We start from the raw sequence: 15,217 nt of genomic DNA, 5'->3' as shown, positions 1-15,217 counted from the left end.
GGGCCCGGCGCGGGCCCGGCGCGGGCCCGGCGCGGGCCCGGCGCGGGGGTCAGTGGGGCGGCAGCAGGTGCAGCCACCGCTCCGTGACCAGGTAGCCGAGCGCCTCGTTCGCCCGGCGGGAGGCCTCGTTGACGCCGGCGCCGCCGGTGCCGAACAGCTCGTGGCCCTGGGCCGCGAGGTCGAGCACCGCGGCGGCCTTGACGGCGGTCGCCAGGCCGCGGCCGCGCACGGCGGCGCGGGTCACGGTGAAGTCGGTCTCCACCATGGCCGCCTCCCGGCCCACCGACGGGTACAGCACCGTGACGGCGTCGAGCCTGCCGTCGGCGGCGGCCGCGCCGTAGGCCCACCGCGCGCCCGAGCGCAGGTCGCGCTCCAGCGCCGCGGCGTCGGGCACGTCATGACGGGTGGCCGCGGTGTCCGGGTAGTCGGCCGCGCACGCGGCGTCGAGGGCGACGACCGCCGCGGCGTCGTGCGGGCCGAGGACGAGCAGCTCCCAACCGGCGTCGGTCGCCGCGGTGACCGCCGCGGCGCACCGCCCCAGCACGGCCGCGGTGACGCGCAGCCGCGCGCCCCAGGACTCCGCCGCGACCGTCCAGCCGTCGGCCGAGAGCGCCGCCACGGCGGGGTCGCCGTCGCGCAGGACCCGCACCTCGGCGCCGGCGGGGGACGCGGCCCCGGCCGCGGGGGCCGGCGAGCGCGGCGCGCTCACGCCTTCGCGGTGGTGCGCCGGCTGCCGGACGTCGCCGCGGCGACCTTCTTCTTGCCCGCCTTCGCGCCGCCCGCCTCGCCGGCGCGGCCCGCGGCGGGCGCCTTGCGGGCGCGGCGCGGCCGGGCGGGCTGCTCCACCGGCGGGTGCGCGGCGAGGACCTCGGCGAGGAACCGGCCGGTGTGGCTGGCCTCGACGGCGGCGACGTCCTCGGGCGTCCCCTGGGCGACCACCGTGCCGCCGCCGGAGCCGCCCTCGGGGCCCATGTCGATGACCCAGTCGGCGCTCTTGATGACGTCGAGGTTGTGCTCGATGACGATCACCGAGTTGCCCTTGTCGACCAGCCCCTGGAGCACGCCGAGGAGCTTGCGGATGTCCTCGAAGTGCAGGCCCGTCGTCGGCTCGTCGAGCACGTAGACCGTGCGGCCGGTCGAGCGCCGCTGCAGCTCGCTGGCGAGCTTCACGCGCTGCGCCTCGCCGCCCGAGAGGGTCGGCGCGGGCTGGCCGAGCCGCACGTAGCCGAGGCCGACGTCCACGAGCGTCTGCAGGTAGCGCGAGATCGCCGGGAACGCCGCGAAGAACTCGGCGGCCTCGGAGATCGGCATGTCCAGCACGTCGGCGACGGTCTTGCCCTTGAAGTGCACCTCGAGCGTCTCGCGGTTGTACCGCGCCCCGTGGCACACCTCGCACGGCACGTAGACGTCCGGCAGGAAGTTCATCTCGATCTTCAGCGTGCCGTCGCCGGAGCAGGCCTCGCAGCGCCCGCCCTTGACGTTGAACGAGAAGCGACCCGGGCCGTAGCCGCGGACCTTGGCCTCCTCCGTCTCCGCGAAGATCTTGCGGATCCGGTCCCACACGCCGGTGTAGGTGGCCGGGTTGGAGCGCGGCGTGCGGCCGATCGGGCCCTGGTCGACGTGCACGACCTTGTCGAGCTGGTCGAGGCCGGTGACGCGCGTGTGGCGGCCCGCCACCTGGCGCGCGCCGTTGAGCTCGTTGGCCATGACCGTGTACAGGATCGAGTTCACGAGCGTGGACTTGCCCGACCCGGAGACGCCGGTCACCGCGGTGAGCACGCCGAGCGGGAAGTCGACGTCGACGTTCTTGAGGTTGTGCTCGCGCGCGCCGACGACCGTGACCTGGCGGTCGGGGTCGACCGGGCGGCGGGCGGCGGGCGCCGGGATCTGCCGGCGGCCCGACAGGTAGGCGCCCGTCAGCGACTCGGGGGCCTCGAGCAGGCCCGCGTAGTCGCCGGAGTGCACCACCCGGCCGCCGTGCTCGCCGGCGCCGGGGCCGATGTCGACGATCCAGTCCGCCGTGCGGATCGTGTCCTCGTCGTGCTCCACCACGATGAGCGTGTTGCCGAGGTCGCGCAGGCGCGTCAGCGTGTCGATCAGGCGCCGGTTGTCGCGCTGGTGCAGGCCGATGCTGGGCTCGTCGAGCACGTACAGCACGCCCACGAGGCCTGAGCCGATCTGCGTGGCCAGGCGGATGCGCTGTGCCTCGCCGCCCGACAGCGTGCCGGCCGGCCGCTCGAGCGAGAGGTAGTCGAGGCCGACGTCGAGCAGGAACCCGAGCCGGGCGTGGATCTCCTTGAGCACCTCGGCGGCGATCTGCCGCTCCCGCTCCCCCAGCTCGAGCGTCTTGAGGAAGGCGGCGGCGTCCTCGATGGACATCCGGCAGATGTCCCAGATCGACCGGTCGCCGACCTTGACGGCGAGCACCTCGGGCTTGAGCCGCGCGCCCTTGCACACGGGGCACGGGACCTCCCGCATGAAGCCCTCGTACCGCTCCTTGGACCACTCCGACTCGGTCTCGGCGTGCCGGCGCTCCACGAACGTCACGGCGCCCTCGAAGCCGGTCGAGTACTGCCGCTCGCGGCCCCACCGGTTGCGGTACTTGACGTGCACCTCGTGGTTGCGGCCGTGCAGGATCGCCTGCCGGGCGCGCTCGGGCAGGGCACGCCACGGCACGTCCATGGAGAAGCTCATCTCCTCCGCGAGCGCCGTGAGCACCCGGGTGAAGTACTCGCTGGACGTCTGCGACCACGGCGCGACCGCGCCCTCGGCCAGCGACTTCTCCGGGTCCGGCACGATGAGCTCGGGGTCGACCTCGAGGCGGAACCCGATGCCGGTGCACTCCGGGCACGCGCCGTACGGGGCGTTGAACGAGAACGTGCGCGGCTCGATCTCGTCGAGCGTCAGCGGGTGGTCGTTGGGGCAGGCGCGCTTCTCGGAGAACTTCCGGACCCGGTCCGGGTCGTCGACGTCGGCGTCGACGAGCTCGATCATCATCAGGCCGCCCGCCAGGGACAGGGCGGTCTCGACGGAGTCGGTGAGCCGGCGCTGGACGCCCTCGCGGGACACCAGGCGGTCGACGACGACCTCGATGTCGTGCTTGAGCTTCTTCTCCAGCTGCGGCGGGCTGGACAGCTGCACGACCTCGCCGTCGACGCGGGCGCGCGCGAAGCCCTTGGTCTGCAGCTCCTTGAACAGGTCCGCGTACTCGCCCTTGCGGCCGCGCACGACCGGCGCGAGCACCTGGTAGCGGGTGCCCTCGGGCAGCTCGAGCAGCTTGTCGACGATCTGCTGGGGCGTCTGCGACTGCACGACCTCGCCGCAGACCGGGCAGTGCTGGGTCCCGGCCCGGGCGAACAGCAGGCGCAGGTAGTCGTAGACCTCGGTGATGGTGCCGACCGTCGAGCGCGGGTTGCGGTTGGTCGACTTCTGGTCGATGGAGACCGCCGGGCTCAGGCCCTCGATGAAGTCGACGTCCGGCTTGTCCATCTGCCCGAGGAACTGCCGGGCGTACGCCGAGAGGGACTCGACGTAGCGCCGCTGGCCCTCGGCGAAGATGGTGTCGAACGCGAGCGACGACTTGCCGGAGCCCGACAGCCCGGTGAAGACGATGAGCCGGTCCCTCGGGAGGTCGAGGTCGACGTTGCGAAGGTTGTGCTCGCGTGCGCCGGAGATGACGAGTCGGTTGCTCACCCCAGCATGGTAGTGGCCCCTCCTGACAGTCGTACAGACGTTCGAGGGAGTTCGCCGGACGGTGCGACCGATCTCACGCCGGGCGTGCTTGGATGGCGCCCATGCCCGTGTTCGCCGTCACCTACGTCTACGCCCCCGACAGCGCCGCGCGCCGCGACGTCGTCCGCCCGGAGCACCGCGACTTCCTGCGCGGGCTGCACGAGCAGGGCCGCGTGCGGCTCTCCGGCCCGCTGCCCGCGACGGGCGATCAGCCCGACGGCGCCCTGATCCTCGTCGAGGCCGACGACGCGGACGGCGCCCTGGCGCTGCTGGACGCCGACCCGTTCCGCCGCGAGGGCCTCGTGGGCACCCGCACCGCCCGGGAGTTCGTCCCCGTGATCGGCTCCCTCGCCGGCTGACACGCCCCGCCGCAGCCGAACCCCGCTGACGACGACGCAGGCCCGGCCCCCGTGCGGGGGCCGGGCCTGCGTGCGCCGCGGCCGGTCGTGCCGGCCGACGTGCCGAGCGCGGGGCTCAGGCGTCGACCGCGGCGGCCTCGCGCCGCGTCTTGGCCAGGCTCGCGACCGTGGCGATCGCGAGCGACGCGAGGATGACCACGAGCGAGAGCCAGATGGGCACCTCGGGCACCGCGTGGATGCCCTGGCCGCCGTTGATGAACGGCAGCGTGTTCTCGTGCAACGCCTCGAGGATCAGCTTGACGCCGATGAACCCGAGGATGACCGCCAGCGCGATCGGCAGGTAGACCAGCCGCTCGAGCAGCCCGCCGAGCAGGAAGTACAGCTGGCGCAGGCCCATCAGCGCGAACACGTTCGCGGTGAAGACGATGAACGGGTCCTTGGTGAGGCCGAAGATCGCGGGGATCGAGTCGAACGCGAACAGCAGGTCCGTCGAGCCGATGGCGAGGAACACCACGATCATCGGCGTCCACAGGCGCTTGCCGTCCACCGTCGTGCGGATCCTGCCCTCGTCGTAGTGCGCCGAGAGGGGCAGCACGCGGCGCAGCGAGCGGATGACGGCGTTCTCCTTGAACTCCTCGTCCTCCTCGCCGCCGGCGACCAGCTTGACGGCCGTGTAGATGAGGAACGCGCCGAACAGGTAGAAGACCCACACGAACTGGTTGATCACCGCGGCGCCGACCAGGATGAAGATCGCGCGCAGCACCAGCGCGGTGATGATGCCGACCATCAGCACCTTCTGCTGGTACTGCCTCGGCACGGCGAACTTCGTCATGATGATGACGAAGACGAAGAGGTTGTCGACGCTGAGGGAGTACTCCGTCAGCCAGCCGGCGAAGAACTCGCCGGCCGGCGCTCCCCCGCCGACGAGCCACACCACGACCCCGAAGACGATCGCCAGCGCGACGTAGAAGGCGACCCAGAGGCCGGACTCCTTCATCGAGGGCACGTGGGGTCTGCGCCCGACGATGAGGAGGTCGGCGGCCAGCAGGACCACCACGGCGACGAGGGAGGCGGCCTCGAAGACGTAGGGCAGCTCGTGGGTCATTCAGCGTCCTTCGTGAGTGCGGCGGGGTCCGCCGCCCTGCGGTTCGCGCGGTCGCGCAGCAGGGAGGCGACCGTCGTGATGGCCAGCACCACGACGATGAACCCGAGGGAGAGCGAGGTGGGGATCTCGGGGATGGCGTGCACCGCGTGACCGCCGTTGATGAAGGCGAGCTCGTTGGTGTGCAGCGCGTGGATGACCAGCTTGACGCCGATGAACCCCAGGATCGCGGCCAGGCCGTAGCTGAGGTACACCAGGCGGTCGAGCAGGCCGTCGATGAGGAAGTACAGCTGGCGCAGGCCCAGCAGCGAGAAGGCGTTCGCGGTGAAGACCAGGTAGGTCTCCTGGGTCAGGCCGAAGATCGCGGGGATCGAGTCGACGGCGAACAGCAGGTCGGCCGAGCCGATGGCGACCATCACGATGAGCATCGGCGTGACGAACCGCTTGCCGTCGATCTTCGTGATCATCTTGTCGCCGACGTACGAGTCGGTGGTGGGCAGCAGCCGGCGGGTGAGCCGCAGGACGCCGTTCTCCTTGAACTCCTCGTCCTCGTCGCCCGCGTGCCGCGCCTGGGCGATCGCCGTCCAGATCAGGAAGGCGCCGAAGATGTAGAAGACCCAGGAGAAGTTCGCGATCATCGCGGCGCCGGCGACGATGAACGCCGTGCGCATGAGCAGCGCGATGGTGATGCCGATGAGCAGCACCTTCTGCTGGTACTCCCGGGGCACCCGGAAGCTGGTCATGATCAGGACGAAGACGAAGAGGTTGTCGACGCTGAGCGACTTCTCGGTCACGTAGCCGGCGAAGTACTCGCCGCCGTACCGGCCGCCCCAGACGGCCCAGACGACCAGGCCGAAGACGACGGCGATCGCGACGTACACGATCGACCAGCGGGTGGCCTCGCGCAGCGAGGGGGCGTGCGGGGTGCGGACGTGGCCGAGGTAGTCGACGGCGAGCATCGCGACGATGGCGGCGACGGTGACGACCCAGACCCAGACGGGCACGTTCATCGAGGGACCTCCGGTGGATAGCAGGATTCACCGGACGTCTTCTCCGCCTGCGCCGCGGCCCGTGCCACGGCGTCGGCGGGTGAGGCCGGACCGGCACCGACGCCGGTCGTGATGACGACCTCACCGCTCAGGGAGTACTCCCGCCCAACGGGGACCCAGCATACGGCACGGCGCCCTGGCGCACCGTCGGTGTCCGGCGGCGCGCCGGCGTGTCGCAGTGGCAGCGGGAGCGGCACGGCCGAGCCCACGGCGACGTCAGGCCGTGGCCGCCTGCATCTGCCGCAGCTCCTTCTTCAGCCCCGAGATCTCGTCCCGCAGGCGGGCGGCCACCTCGAACTGCAGCTCCGCGGCGGCGGTGTGCATCTGGTCGGTGAGCTCCTGGATGAGCTCGGCGAGGTCGCTCGCGGCCGCGCCGGCGAGCCGGTTGGCCGTCGTCGCGCCCTCCTTCGGCGCCCCCGGCACGGAGGCGGTCCCCTTGCCCCGGCGGCCGCCGTCCACCGGCTTGCGGTACCCGCCGGCCAGCAGCTCCTGGGTGTCGAGGTCCTCGCGGGCGAGCATGTCGGTGACGTCGGCGATCCGCTTGCGCAGCGGCGTCGGGTCGATCCCGTGCTCGGCGTTGTAGGCGAGCTGCTTCTCGCGGCGGCGGTTGGTCTCGTCGAGGGCGTACCGCATCGCGGGCGTGGTCTTGTCCGCGTACATGTGCACCTGCCCGGAGACGTTGCGGGCCGCGCGGCCGATCGTCTGGATCAGCGAGCGCTCCGAGCGCAGGAAGCCCTCCTTGTCCGCGTCCAGGATCGCCACCAGGGACACCTCGGGCAGGTCCAGGCCCTCGCGCAGCAGGTTGATGCCGACCAGCACGTCGTACTCGCCCATGCGCAGCTCGCGCAGCAGCTCCACGCGCCGCAGCGTGTCCACCTCCGAGTGCAGGTACCGCACCCGCACGTCCTTCTCGAGGAAGTAGTCGGTGAGGTCCTCGGCCATCTTCTTGGTCAGCGTGGTGACCAGCACGCGCTCGTTGCGCTCCACGCGCTGGCGGATCTCGTGCAGCAGGTCGTCGATCTGGCCCTTGGTCGGCTTGACCACGACCTCGGGGTCCACGAGGCCGGTCGGGCGGATGACCTGCTCCACGACGCCGTCGGACAGCGACAGCTCGTAGTCGCCTGGGGTGGCGGACAGGTACACCGTCTGGCCGATGCGCTCGGTGAACTCCTCCCACCGCAACGGCCGGTTGTCCATGGCCGACGGCAGGCGGAAGCCGTGCTCGACGAGCGAGCGCTTGCGCGACATGTCGCCCTCGAACATCGCGCCGATCTGCGGCACCGTCTGGTGCGACTCGTCGATGACGAGCAGGAAGTCCTCGGGGAAGTAGTCGAGCAGCGTGTTCGGCGGCGAGCCGGCCTCGCGGCCGTCGATGTGCCGCGAGTAGTTCTCGATGCCGTTGCAGCTGCCGATCTGCCGCATCATCTCGATGTCGTAGGTGGTGCGCATGCGCAGCCGCTGCGCCTCGAGCAGCTTGTTCTGGCGCTCCAGCTCGGCCAGCCGCTCGGCCAGCTCCGCCTCGATCGAGGCGATGGCACGCTCCATGCGCTCCGGGCCCGCCACGTAGTGGGTGGCCGGGAACAGGTAGATGCTCTGCTCGCTGCGGACCACCTCGCCGGTCAGCGGGTGCAGGGTCTGGATCGCCTCGATCTCGTCGCCGAAGAACTCGATCCGCACGGCGAGCTCCTCGTAGACCGGGATGATCTCCACGGTGTCGCCGCGCACCCGGAAGGTGCCGCGCGTGAACGCCATGTCGTTGCGGGTGTACTGCATCTGCACGAACCGGCGGAGCATCTCGTCGCGGTCGACGACGTCGCCGACGTCGAGCCGGACCATGCGGTCGACGTACTCCTGCGGCGTGCCCAGGCCGTAGATGCACGACACCGAGGCGACCACGACGACGTCGCGCCGGGTCAGCAGCGAGCTGGTGGCCGAGTGCCGCAGCCGCTCGACCTCGTCGTTGATCGACGAGTCCTTCTCGATGTAGGTGTCCGTCTGCGCGATGTACGCCTCGGGCTGGTAGTAGTCGTAGTACGACACGAAGTACTCGACGGCGTTGTTGGGCAGCAGCTCGCGGAACTCCGAGGCCAGCTGCGCCGCGAGCGTCTTGTTCGGCGCCATGACCAGCGTGGGGCGCTGCAGCTTCTCGATGAGCCACGCGGTCGTCGCGCTCTTGCCGGTGCCCGTGGCGCCCAGCAGCACGACGTCCTTCTCCCCCGCCTGGACGCGCCGGGTGAGCTCGGCGATGGCCGCGGGCTGGTCGCCCGACGGCTCGTACTCGCTGATGACCTCGAACGGGGCCACCGCGCGCTGCAGGTCGGTCACGGGTCGCATGCCTCTACGGTAGGCCGACCCACCGACACTCGGGCACGGTGGCCGGGGTCCGCGAACGCCCGGCCGGCCGGACGCTACTCCTCGCCGACGCCGGCCTCCGCCGCGACCTCCGCGGTCACGCGGTCCCACAGGGCGTCCACCTGCGCCCGGAGATCCGTGTCGGTGCCGGTGCCGTCGAGCACGACGTCCGCGACGGCGAGCCGCGCGTCGTCGGACGCCTGCGCCGCGACCCGGGCGCGAGCGTCGTCGGCGGCCAGCCCGCGCGTCGCGACGAGCCGCTCGGTGCGCAGCGCCGCCGGCGCGTGCACGACGACGACCAGCCCGAACCGGTCGGCCTGCCCCGTCTCGACGAGCAGCGGGATGTCGTGCACGACGACGGCGCGCGGGTCGGCCGCGACCGCGGCGGCCTCGCGCTCGGCGGACAGACGTCGCACCTCGGGGTGCACGATCCCCTCCAGCCGGCGCCGCGCGGCCTCGTCGCCGAACACCACCGCACCCAGGGCCGGCCGGTCGAGCGAGCCGTCCGCCAGCAGCACCCCGTCCCCGAACGCCTCGACGACGCGCGCGAGCCCCACCGAGCCGGGCGCGACCGCCTCGCGGGCGAGGACGTCGTGGTCGACGACGACGGCACCCAGCTCGGCCAGGCGCCGCGCCGCCACGGACTTGCCGGCGGCGATGCCGCCCGTCAGGCCGATGCGGAGCATGGGCCCATCCTGCCCCAGCCGGGCTCAGCGGGCGGCGTCGTCGGCGGCCGCGGCGTCGGCGGCCGCCGCGGCGTCGTCGGCCTCGCCGCTGACCACCCGCAGCATGCGCAGCAGCTCCTCGCGCTCGGCGGGCTCGAGGCGGGCGAGCCGGGCCGCGGCGCCCTGGCGCCGCTCCGCCCACACCCGCGCCAGGGCCGCCCGGCCGGCGTCGGTGAGCTCGACGAGGCGGGCCCGCCGGTCGTGCGGGTCTGGCAGCCGGCGCACGTACCCGTCGCCCTCGGCCTGGTCCACCTTGGTGGTCACCGAGCGCGGTGCCACGTCGAGGCGCGCGGCGAGGTCGACGGCGCGCAGCGGGCCGTCGGCGTGGGCCAGCACGCGCAGCAGGCGCGCCTGGCCGGGCGTGAGCGGGTCGCCCAGCGCGGCGGCGTCGCGGCGCAGCCCCCGCAGCGTGGCGTGCAGGAGCTCCACGAGCGTCGCCGCGTCGTCGTGGACGTGCGGCGCGGCGTCGGGGGTCACGTCCCTCACGTCGGTCACGCGGCCAGCGTAGCCGATCTGGAGAGCCACACACATAGTGAGGTATGCTCAGCATCTGCTCGTGTCCCCGAACCCCTGGAGGCGACCGTGAGCATGCCCCACCCTGGCCACGGGATGCGGTCCTTCACCCAGGACTCCTCGGTGACCGAGCACCGGATCGCGCGCCGCACGCTGCGCCGGGTGCTGTCGTTCGCCCGCCCCTACCGCGGCCGGCTGGCCGTGTTCCTGCTGCTGCTGGCGCTCGACGCCGCCGCCGGCGCGGCCACGCCGCTGCTGTTCCGCCACCTCATCGACGACGGCATCGCGGCCGGCGACCGCGGCCTGATCGTGCTGCTCGCCTCCGGCGCGGCGGTCCTGGCCCTCGTCTCCGCCGGCCTGGCCGTCGCCGAGCGCTGGGTCTCCTCGCACGTCGGCGAGGGGCTCATCCTCGACCTGCGCACCGCCGTCTTCGACCACGTGCAGCGCATGCCGCTCGCGTTCTTCTCCCGCACGCGCACCGGCGCGCTCGTCCAGCGGCTCAACGGCGACGTGCTGGGCGCCCAGCAGGCGTTCACCTCCACCCTGCAGACGGTGGTCTCCAACGGCCTGACGATCGTCTTCACGCTGGCCGCGATGCTCGCGATGTCCTGGCAGCTCACCACGCTGGCCCTCGTGCTCGTGCCGCTCTTCGTGCTGCCGGCCCGCTGGTTCGGGCGGCGCCTGGCCACCATGACCCGCGAGGGCTACGAGCTCAACGCCGAGGCCGGCCAGCTCATGAACGAGCGGTTCAACGTCGCGGGGGCGCACCTGGCGAAGGTGTTCGGCGACCCCGAGCGCGAGAACGCCCGGTACGGCGAGCAGGTGCGCCGGCTGCGCGACCTGGGCGTGCGGCGCGCCCTGGTGAGCACCTGGTTCCGCGTCGGCCTCACGACGCTCGCCTCGGTCGCGATCGCCGCGGTGTACGGGCTCGGCGGCCTGCAGGCGGTCGCGGGCGAGCTGACCGTGGGCGTCGTCGTCGCGCTCACCGCCTACCTCGGCCGCCTGTACGGCCCGCTGACCGCGATGAGCAACGTGCAGGTCGACGTCATGACCGCGCTGGTGAGCTTCGAGAGGGTGCTCGAGGTGCTCGACCTCGTGCCCTCCGTCGCGCAGAAGCCCGACGCCGCCGACCTGCGCACCGCCGTCGCGACCCGCGGCGCGGGCGTGGAGCTCGACGGCGTGACCTTCCGCTACCCGAGCGCCGACGAGGTGTCGCTCGCCTCGCTCGAGTCGGTCGCCGCCCTGCGCACCGACCCCACCGGGGACACGCTGCGCGACGTGTCGTTCAGCGTGCCGGCCGGCGCGATGGTCGCGCTCGTCGGCCCGTCCGGCGCCGGCAAGACGACGGTCTCGCAGCTCGTGTCGCGCATGTACGACCCGACCGCCGGCGCGGTGCGCATCGCCGGCGCCGACCTGCGCGACGTCACGCTCGACTCGCTGCGCGCCACGGTGGGGGTGGTCTCCCAGGAGGCGCACCTGTTCCACGACACCATCGCCGAGAACCTGCGCTACGCCCGGCCGGACGCGACCGACGCCGACCTCGAGGCGGCGCTGCGCGCCGCCCGGATCTGGGACCTCGTCGAGCGGCTCCCGGACGGCGTCGAGACCGTCGTCGGCGACCGCGGCTACCGGCTGTCGGGCGGCGAGCGGCAGCGCCTGGCCATCGCCCGGCTGCTGCTCAAGGCGCCCGACGTCGTCGTGCTCGACGAGGCGACGGCACACCTGGACTCCGAGTCGGAGGTCGCGGTGCAGGCCGCCCTCGACGAGGCGCTGGTCGGCCGCACGTCCCTCGTGATCGCCCACCGCCTGTCGACGGTGCGCGAGGCGGACCTCATCGTGGTGCTCGAGCAGGGCCGCGTCGTCGAGCAGGGCACGCACCTGGAGCTGCTCCAGGCCAGCGGCCTGTACGCCGAGCTCTACCGCACGCAGTTCGCCCCGGCGGAGCCGGCCCCGGCCGCCTGACGACCGGCGGCCCCGCCGCACCCGGGCCGCCCGCCCGGCGGGCGCCCGGGCGGCTCAGGCGAGGCGGCCGAGGTGCGCCGCGGCGAACGCCAGCGCGGCGACCGTCTCGCCGTCGCGGAGCCGGCCGCCGGCGAGCATGGCCACCACGTCGGCGAACGGCACCCAGCGCGTGGCGCCGATGCCCTCCTCCTGCTGGGTGCGCGCGAGCTCGGGCCCGCCGACGGCGGGTCGCACCCCGCGGGCGAGGAACACGTGCTCGGGCGCGACGCAGATGCCGTTGAGCGCGTCCATGCGTCCCACCTCGGCCCAGTCGTCGGCCTCCAGCCCGGCCTCCTCGCGCAGCTCGCGCTGCGCGGCCGCGAGCGGGTCCTCGCCGTCGCTGCCGCCGGCCACGACCTCCCACGAGCGCCCGACCGTGTACCGGTCGACCTCGACCAGCAGGACGCGGTCCGCGTCGTCGAGCGCCACGACGAACACCGCCGGGTGGCGGACCTCCACGACGCCGTAGACGCCGTCCGCGCCGTCGGGCGTCACCACGGCGTCCTCGCGGACGCTGATCCAGGGGTTGGCGTACACGGTGCGCGACGAGCGGGTCTGCCAGGCCATGCCGTCACCCTACGGGCGCGCCCCGGGCCCGGCCGCGTGCGGGCCGCTCCGGCGGCCGCGTGCGGGCCCCGCGCCCGGACGACGACGGAGGCCCGCCACCCTCGCGGGTGACGGGCCTCCGTGGTGCGGCGCCGGACGCGGCCGGCGTCAGCGACCAGCCGTGACTCAGTTGCCGGTGAGCTTCTCGCGCAGGGCGGCGAGAGCCTCGTCCGACGCGAGCGTGCCCGTGGCCTCCTGGGCCGGAGCCGAGGAGTAGGTCGACGCCGACGCGGCCGGCGCGTCGCCCGAGGCCTCGGCGTCGGCCGCCTGGGCCGAGCGCACCTGCTCGCGGTGGGCCTCCCAGCGGGCGTGGGCCTTGGCGTACTCCGCCTCCCAGGCCTCGCGCTGCGCCTCGTAGCCCTCGAGCCACTCGTTGGTCTCCGGGTCGAAGCCCTCGGGGTACTTGTACTCGCCGTTCTCGTCGTACTCGGCCGCCATGCCGTACAGCGCGGGGTCGAAGTCCTCCGACTCGGGGTCCATGCCCTCGTTGGCCTGCTTGAGCGACAGCGAGATGCGGCGGCGCTCCAGGTCGATGTCGATGACCTTGACGAACACCTCCTGACCCACCGTGACGACCTGCTCGGGCAGCTCGACGTGACGCTGCGCCAGCTCCGAGATGTGCACGAGGCCCTCGATGCCGTCCTCGACGCGGACGAACGCGCCGAACGGGACGAGCTTGGTGACCTTGCCCGGCACGACCTGACCGATGGCGTGGGTGCGGGCGAAGGTCTGCCAGGGGTCCTCCTGCGTCGCCTTCAGCGACAGCGAGACGCGCTCGCGGTCGAAGTCGACGTCGAGCACCTCGACGGTGACCTCCTGGCCCACCTCGACGACCTCGGACGGGTGGTCGATGTGCTTCCAGGACAGCTCGGAGACGTGCACCAGACCGTCGACGCCGCCGAGGTCCACGAACGCACCGAAGTTGACGATCGACGAGACCACACCGGTGCGGACCTGGCCCTTCTGCAGGGTCTGCAGGAAGGTCGAGCGCACCTCGGACTGCGTCTGCTCGAGCCAGGCACGGCGCGAGAGCACGACGTTGTTGCGGTTCTTGTCGAGCTCGATGATCTTGGCCTCGATCTCCCGGCCGACGTACGGCTGGAGGTCGCGGACACGACGCATCTCCACGAGCGAGGCGGGCAGGAAGCCGCGCAGGCCGATGTCGAGGATGAGGCCACCCTTGACGACCTCGATGACGGTGCCGGTGACGACGCCGTCCTCCTCCTTGATCTTCTCGATCGTGCCCCAGGCGCGCTCGTACTGGGCGCGCTTCTTGGACAGGATCAGGCGACCCTCCTTGTCCTCCTTCTGGAGGACCAGGGCCTCGACGGCGTCACCGACGGCGACAACCTCGCCGGGGTCGACGTCGTGCTTGATGGAAAGCTCGCGCGAGGGGATGACACCCTCGGTCTTGTAGCCGATGTCGAGGAGGACCTCATCGCGGTCGACCTTGACGATCGTGCCCTCGACGATGTCACCGTCGTTGAAGTACTTGATGGTGGCGTCGACGGCGGCAAGGAAGTCGTCCTCGGTGCCGATGTCGTTGACGGCGACCTGGGGCGCGGACTTCGTGGTGGAGATGGTCATGAAGTGAAAGCTCCGATGCGGACAGGTTGAGTCGAGCGGACAGGGACTGTGGTGGCTCGCGCACCTGCCCGCCGGACCTGATCGACGACCCGCCGAGGGAACCGCTGACGGGCGCACTGCACCGCATGCGATCTTAGCGGTGGCCAGTCGGGAGGGTCAACGCGCCGCCGGGCGCCCGCGCGCGGCGGCGGACCGGGGCAGAGGCCGACACGGAACCGGCACGGGCGACTGCGCAGGACAGGCGCGCCGATCCGCCCCGGACCGGCAGGATGGTCCCCGTGAGCGACGCCATCTCCCCGGACGAGGTCCACTCCGTCGGGTACCGCGACGTGCCCGACGACGCGGGCGGCGGCGCCGGGCGCCGCTGGTGGGACGCCAACGCCGCCGAGTACCTGGACGACCACCGCGACTTCCTCGGCGACGCCGGCTTCCGCTGGGGCCCCGAGGGCCTGACGGAGGCCGAGGCCGGGCTGCTGGGCGACGTCGACGGCGCGCGCGTGCTGGAGGTCGGGGCCGGCGCCGCCCAGTGCGCGCGCTGGCTCGCGACCCGCGGCGCCGCCGTCGTCGCCACCGACGTCTCGGGAGGGATGCTCGCGCAGGCGGCCCGCCTCGACGCCGCCACCGGCGTGCGGGTGCCCGCCGTGCAGGCGGACGCCCGCGCCCTGCCCTTCGCCGACGCGTCGTTCGACGTCGTCTTCACCTCGTTCGGCGCGATCCCGTTCGTGCCCGACGCCCACCGGGTGCACGCCGAGGCCGCAAGGGTGCTGCGCCCCGGCGGCCGCTGGGCGTTCGCGGTGACGCACCCGCTGCGCTGGGCGTTCCCGGACGACCCCACGGCGCGCGGGCTGACCGCCGTCCGCTCGTACTTCGACCGCCGCCCCTACGTCGAGCAGGCCGCCGACGGCGCCGTGCTCTACGCCGAGTACCACCGCACCCTCGGCGACCACGTGCGCGACGTCGTCGCCGCCGGCCTGCGGCTGCGCGACGTCGTCGAGCCGGAGTGGCCGGCGTGGAACGACCAGGTCTGGGGCGGCTGGGGCCCCGAGCGCGGGCGCCTGCTGCCGGGCACGGCGGTGTTCGTCGCGACGAAGGACTGAGCCACGGCGTCCGCCCCGCTGCGAGCACCGGACGCCCTGCCTAGCGTCGTGGGCACCACCCGTCCCCGACGAGCAGGAGCTTTCACCGTGCGCA

At 72.9% G+C, this 15,217-nt stretch carries 12 protein-coding genes; 3 read left to right on the top strand and 9 right to left on the bottom strand.

Going from position 1 to position 15,217, the window contains the following annotated elements; all coding sequences use genetic code 11:
* Nucleotides 1–49: 49 nt before the first annotated feature.
* Nucleotides 50–709, bottom strand: a complete 660-nt coding sequence (locus GSF02_RS08535) for a GNAT family N-acetyltransferase (RefSeq protein ID WP_159794709.1) — start codon at nucleotides 707–709, stop codon at nucleotides 50–52.
* Nucleotides 706–3,693: an excinuclease ABC subunit UvrA gene (uvrA, locus tag GSF02_RS08530; protein ID WP_159794707.1), complete on the bottom strand. Its 2,988-nt coding sequence runs from the start codon at nucleotides 3,691–3,693 to the stop codon at nucleotides 706–708. The genes GSF02_RS08535 and uvrA overlap by 4 nt, the downstream gene beginning before the upstream one ends.
* A 101-nt stretch (nucleotides 3,694–3,794) precedes the next feature.
* Here uvrA and GSF02_RS08525 point away from each other — a divergent pair, with 101 nt between their 5' ends.
* Entirely contained in the window at nucleotides 3,795–4,091 is a 297-nt protein-coding gene (locus tag GSF02_RS08525; RefSeq protein ID WP_159794705.1) for a YciI family protein, read from the top strand.
* A gap of 115 nt (nucleotides 4,092–4,206) precedes the next feature.
* Here GSF02_RS08525 and GSF02_RS08520 read toward each other — a convergent pair whose 3' ends face one another.
* The 5 genes from GSF02_RS08520 to GSF02_RS08500 all read right to left on the bottom strand — a co-directional run bounded on the left by GSF02_RS08520 (nucleotide 4,207) and on the right by GSF02_RS08500 (nucleotide 9,814).
* Entirely contained in the window at nucleotides 4,207–5,196 is a 990-nt protein-coding gene (locus tag GSF02_RS08520) for a TerC family protein (RefSeq protein ID WP_159794703.1), read from the bottom strand.
* A complete protein-coding gene (locus tag GSF02_RS08515; RefSeq protein WP_159794701.1) occupies nucleotides 5,193–6,203 on the bottom strand; it encodes a TerC family protein in 1,011 nt (336 codons plus the stop codon). Before GSF02_RS08515 ends, GSF02_RS08520 begins: the two co-directional genes overlap by 4 nt.
* 255 nt (nucleotides 6,204–6,458) lie before the next feature.
* Nucleotides 6,459–8,576, bottom strand: a complete 2,118-nt coding sequence (gene uvrB, locus GSF02_RS08510) for an excinuclease ABC subunit UvrB (RefSeq protein ID WP_159794699.1) — start codon at nucleotides 8,574–8,576, stop codon at nucleotides 6,459–6,461.
* A gap of 74 nt (nucleotides 8,577–8,650) precedes the next feature.
* On the bottom strand, nucleotides 8,651–9,280 hold the full coding sequence (gene coaE, locus GSF02_RS08505; RefSeq protein ID WP_159794697.1) for a dephospho-CoA kinase: 630 nt from the start codon (nucleotides 9,278–9,280) through the stop codon (nucleotides 8,651–8,653).
* A gap of 24 nt (nucleotides 9,281–9,304) precedes the next feature.
* Complete coding sequence (locus GSF02_RS08500) at nucleotides 9,305–9,814, bottom strand: MarR family winged helix-turn-helix transcriptional regulator (RefSeq protein WP_159794695.1); 510 nt, start codon at nucleotides 9,812–9,814, stop codon at nucleotides 9,305–9,307.
* Between the two features lie 93 nt (nucleotides 9,815–9,907).
* Here GSF02_RS08500 and GSF02_RS08495 point away from each other — a divergent pair, with 93 nt between their 5' ends.
* A complete protein-coding gene (locus tag GSF02_RS08495) occupies nucleotides 9,908–11,794 on the top strand; it encodes an ABC transporter ATP-binding protein (RefSeq protein ID WP_159794739.1) in 1,887 nt (628 codons plus the stop codon).
* 54 nt (nucleotides 11,795–11,848) lie between these two features.
* Here the strand turns inward: GSF02_RS08495 and GSF02_RS08490 are convergent, their stop codons facing one another.
* Together GSF02_RS08490 and rpsA are read right to left on the bottom strand one after the other, a co-directional pair.
* Nucleotides 11,849–12,400: an NUDIX domain-containing protein gene (locus GSF02_RS08490; protein ID WP_159794693.1), complete on the bottom strand. Its 552-nt coding sequence runs from the start codon at nucleotides 12,398–12,400 to the stop codon at nucleotides 11,849–11,851.
* A gap of 165 nt (nucleotides 12,401–12,565) precedes the next feature.
* Nucleotides 12,566–14,026: a 30S ribosomal protein S1 gene (gene rpsA / locus GSF02_RS08485; protein WP_159794691.1), complete on the bottom strand. Its 1,461-nt coding sequence runs from the start codon at nucleotides 14,024–14,026 to the stop codon at nucleotides 12,566–12,568.
* A gap of 269 nt (nucleotides 14,027–14,295) precedes the next feature.
* Between rpsA and GSF02_RS08480 the strand changes: the two genes are divergently transcribed.
* A complete protein-coding gene (locus GSF02_RS08480) occupies nucleotides 14,296–15,123 on the top strand; it encodes a class I SAM-dependent methyltransferase (protein ID WP_159794689.1) in 828 nt (275 codons plus the stop codon).
* The last annotated feature ends 94 nt before the right edge of the window (nucleotides 15,124–15,217 follow it).

This window comes from Puerhibacterium puerhi, assembly GCF_009846865.1.
Lineage (GTDB): Bacteria > Actinomycetota > Actinomycetes > Actinomycetales > Cellulomonadaceae > Puerhibacterium > Puerhibacterium puerhi.
The sequence above is the reverse complement of the archived record's forward strand: the minus strand, read 5'-3'. Positions and strand labels throughout refer to the sequence as shown.

Bases quoted from the DNA above. Each gene is read 5' to 3' on its own strand.
- GSF02_RS08525 (WP_159794705.1), top strand. From the start codon at position 3,795: ATGCCCGTGTTCGCCGTCACCTACGTCTACGCCCCCGACAGCGCCGCG.
- GSF02_RS08520 (WP_159794703.1), bottom strand. From the start codon at position 5,196: ATGACCCACGAGCTGCCCTACGTCTTCGAGGCCGCCTCCCTCGTCGCC.
- GSF02_RS08515 (WP_159794701.1), bottom strand. From the start codon at position 6,203: ATGAACGTGCCCGTCTGGGTCTGGGTCGTCACCGTCGCCGCCATCGTC.
- uvrB (WP_159794699.1), bottom strand. From the start codon at position 8,576: ATGCGACCCGTGACCGACCTGCAGCGCGCGGTGGCCCCGTTCGAGGTC.
- coaE (WP_159794697.1), bottom strand. From the start codon at position 9,280: ATGCTCCGCATCGGCCTGACGGGCGGCATCGCCGCCGGCAAGTCCGTG.
- GSF02_RS08495 (WP_159794739.1), top strand. From the start codon at position 9,908: ATGCCCCACCCTGGCCACGGGATGCGGTCCTTCACCCAGGACTCCTCG.
- GSF02_RS08490 (WP_159794693.1), bottom strand. From the start codon at position 12,400: ATGGCCTGGCAGACCCGCTCGTCGCGCACCGTGTACGCCAACCCCTGG.
- rpsA (WP_159794691.1), bottom strand. From the start codon at position 14,026: ATGACCATCTCCACCACGAAGTCCGCGCCCCAGGTCGCCGTCAACGAC.
- GSF02_RS08480 (WP_159794689.1), top strand. From the start codon at position 14,296: ATGGTCCCCGTGAGCGACGCCATCTCCCCGGACGAGGTCCACTCCGTC.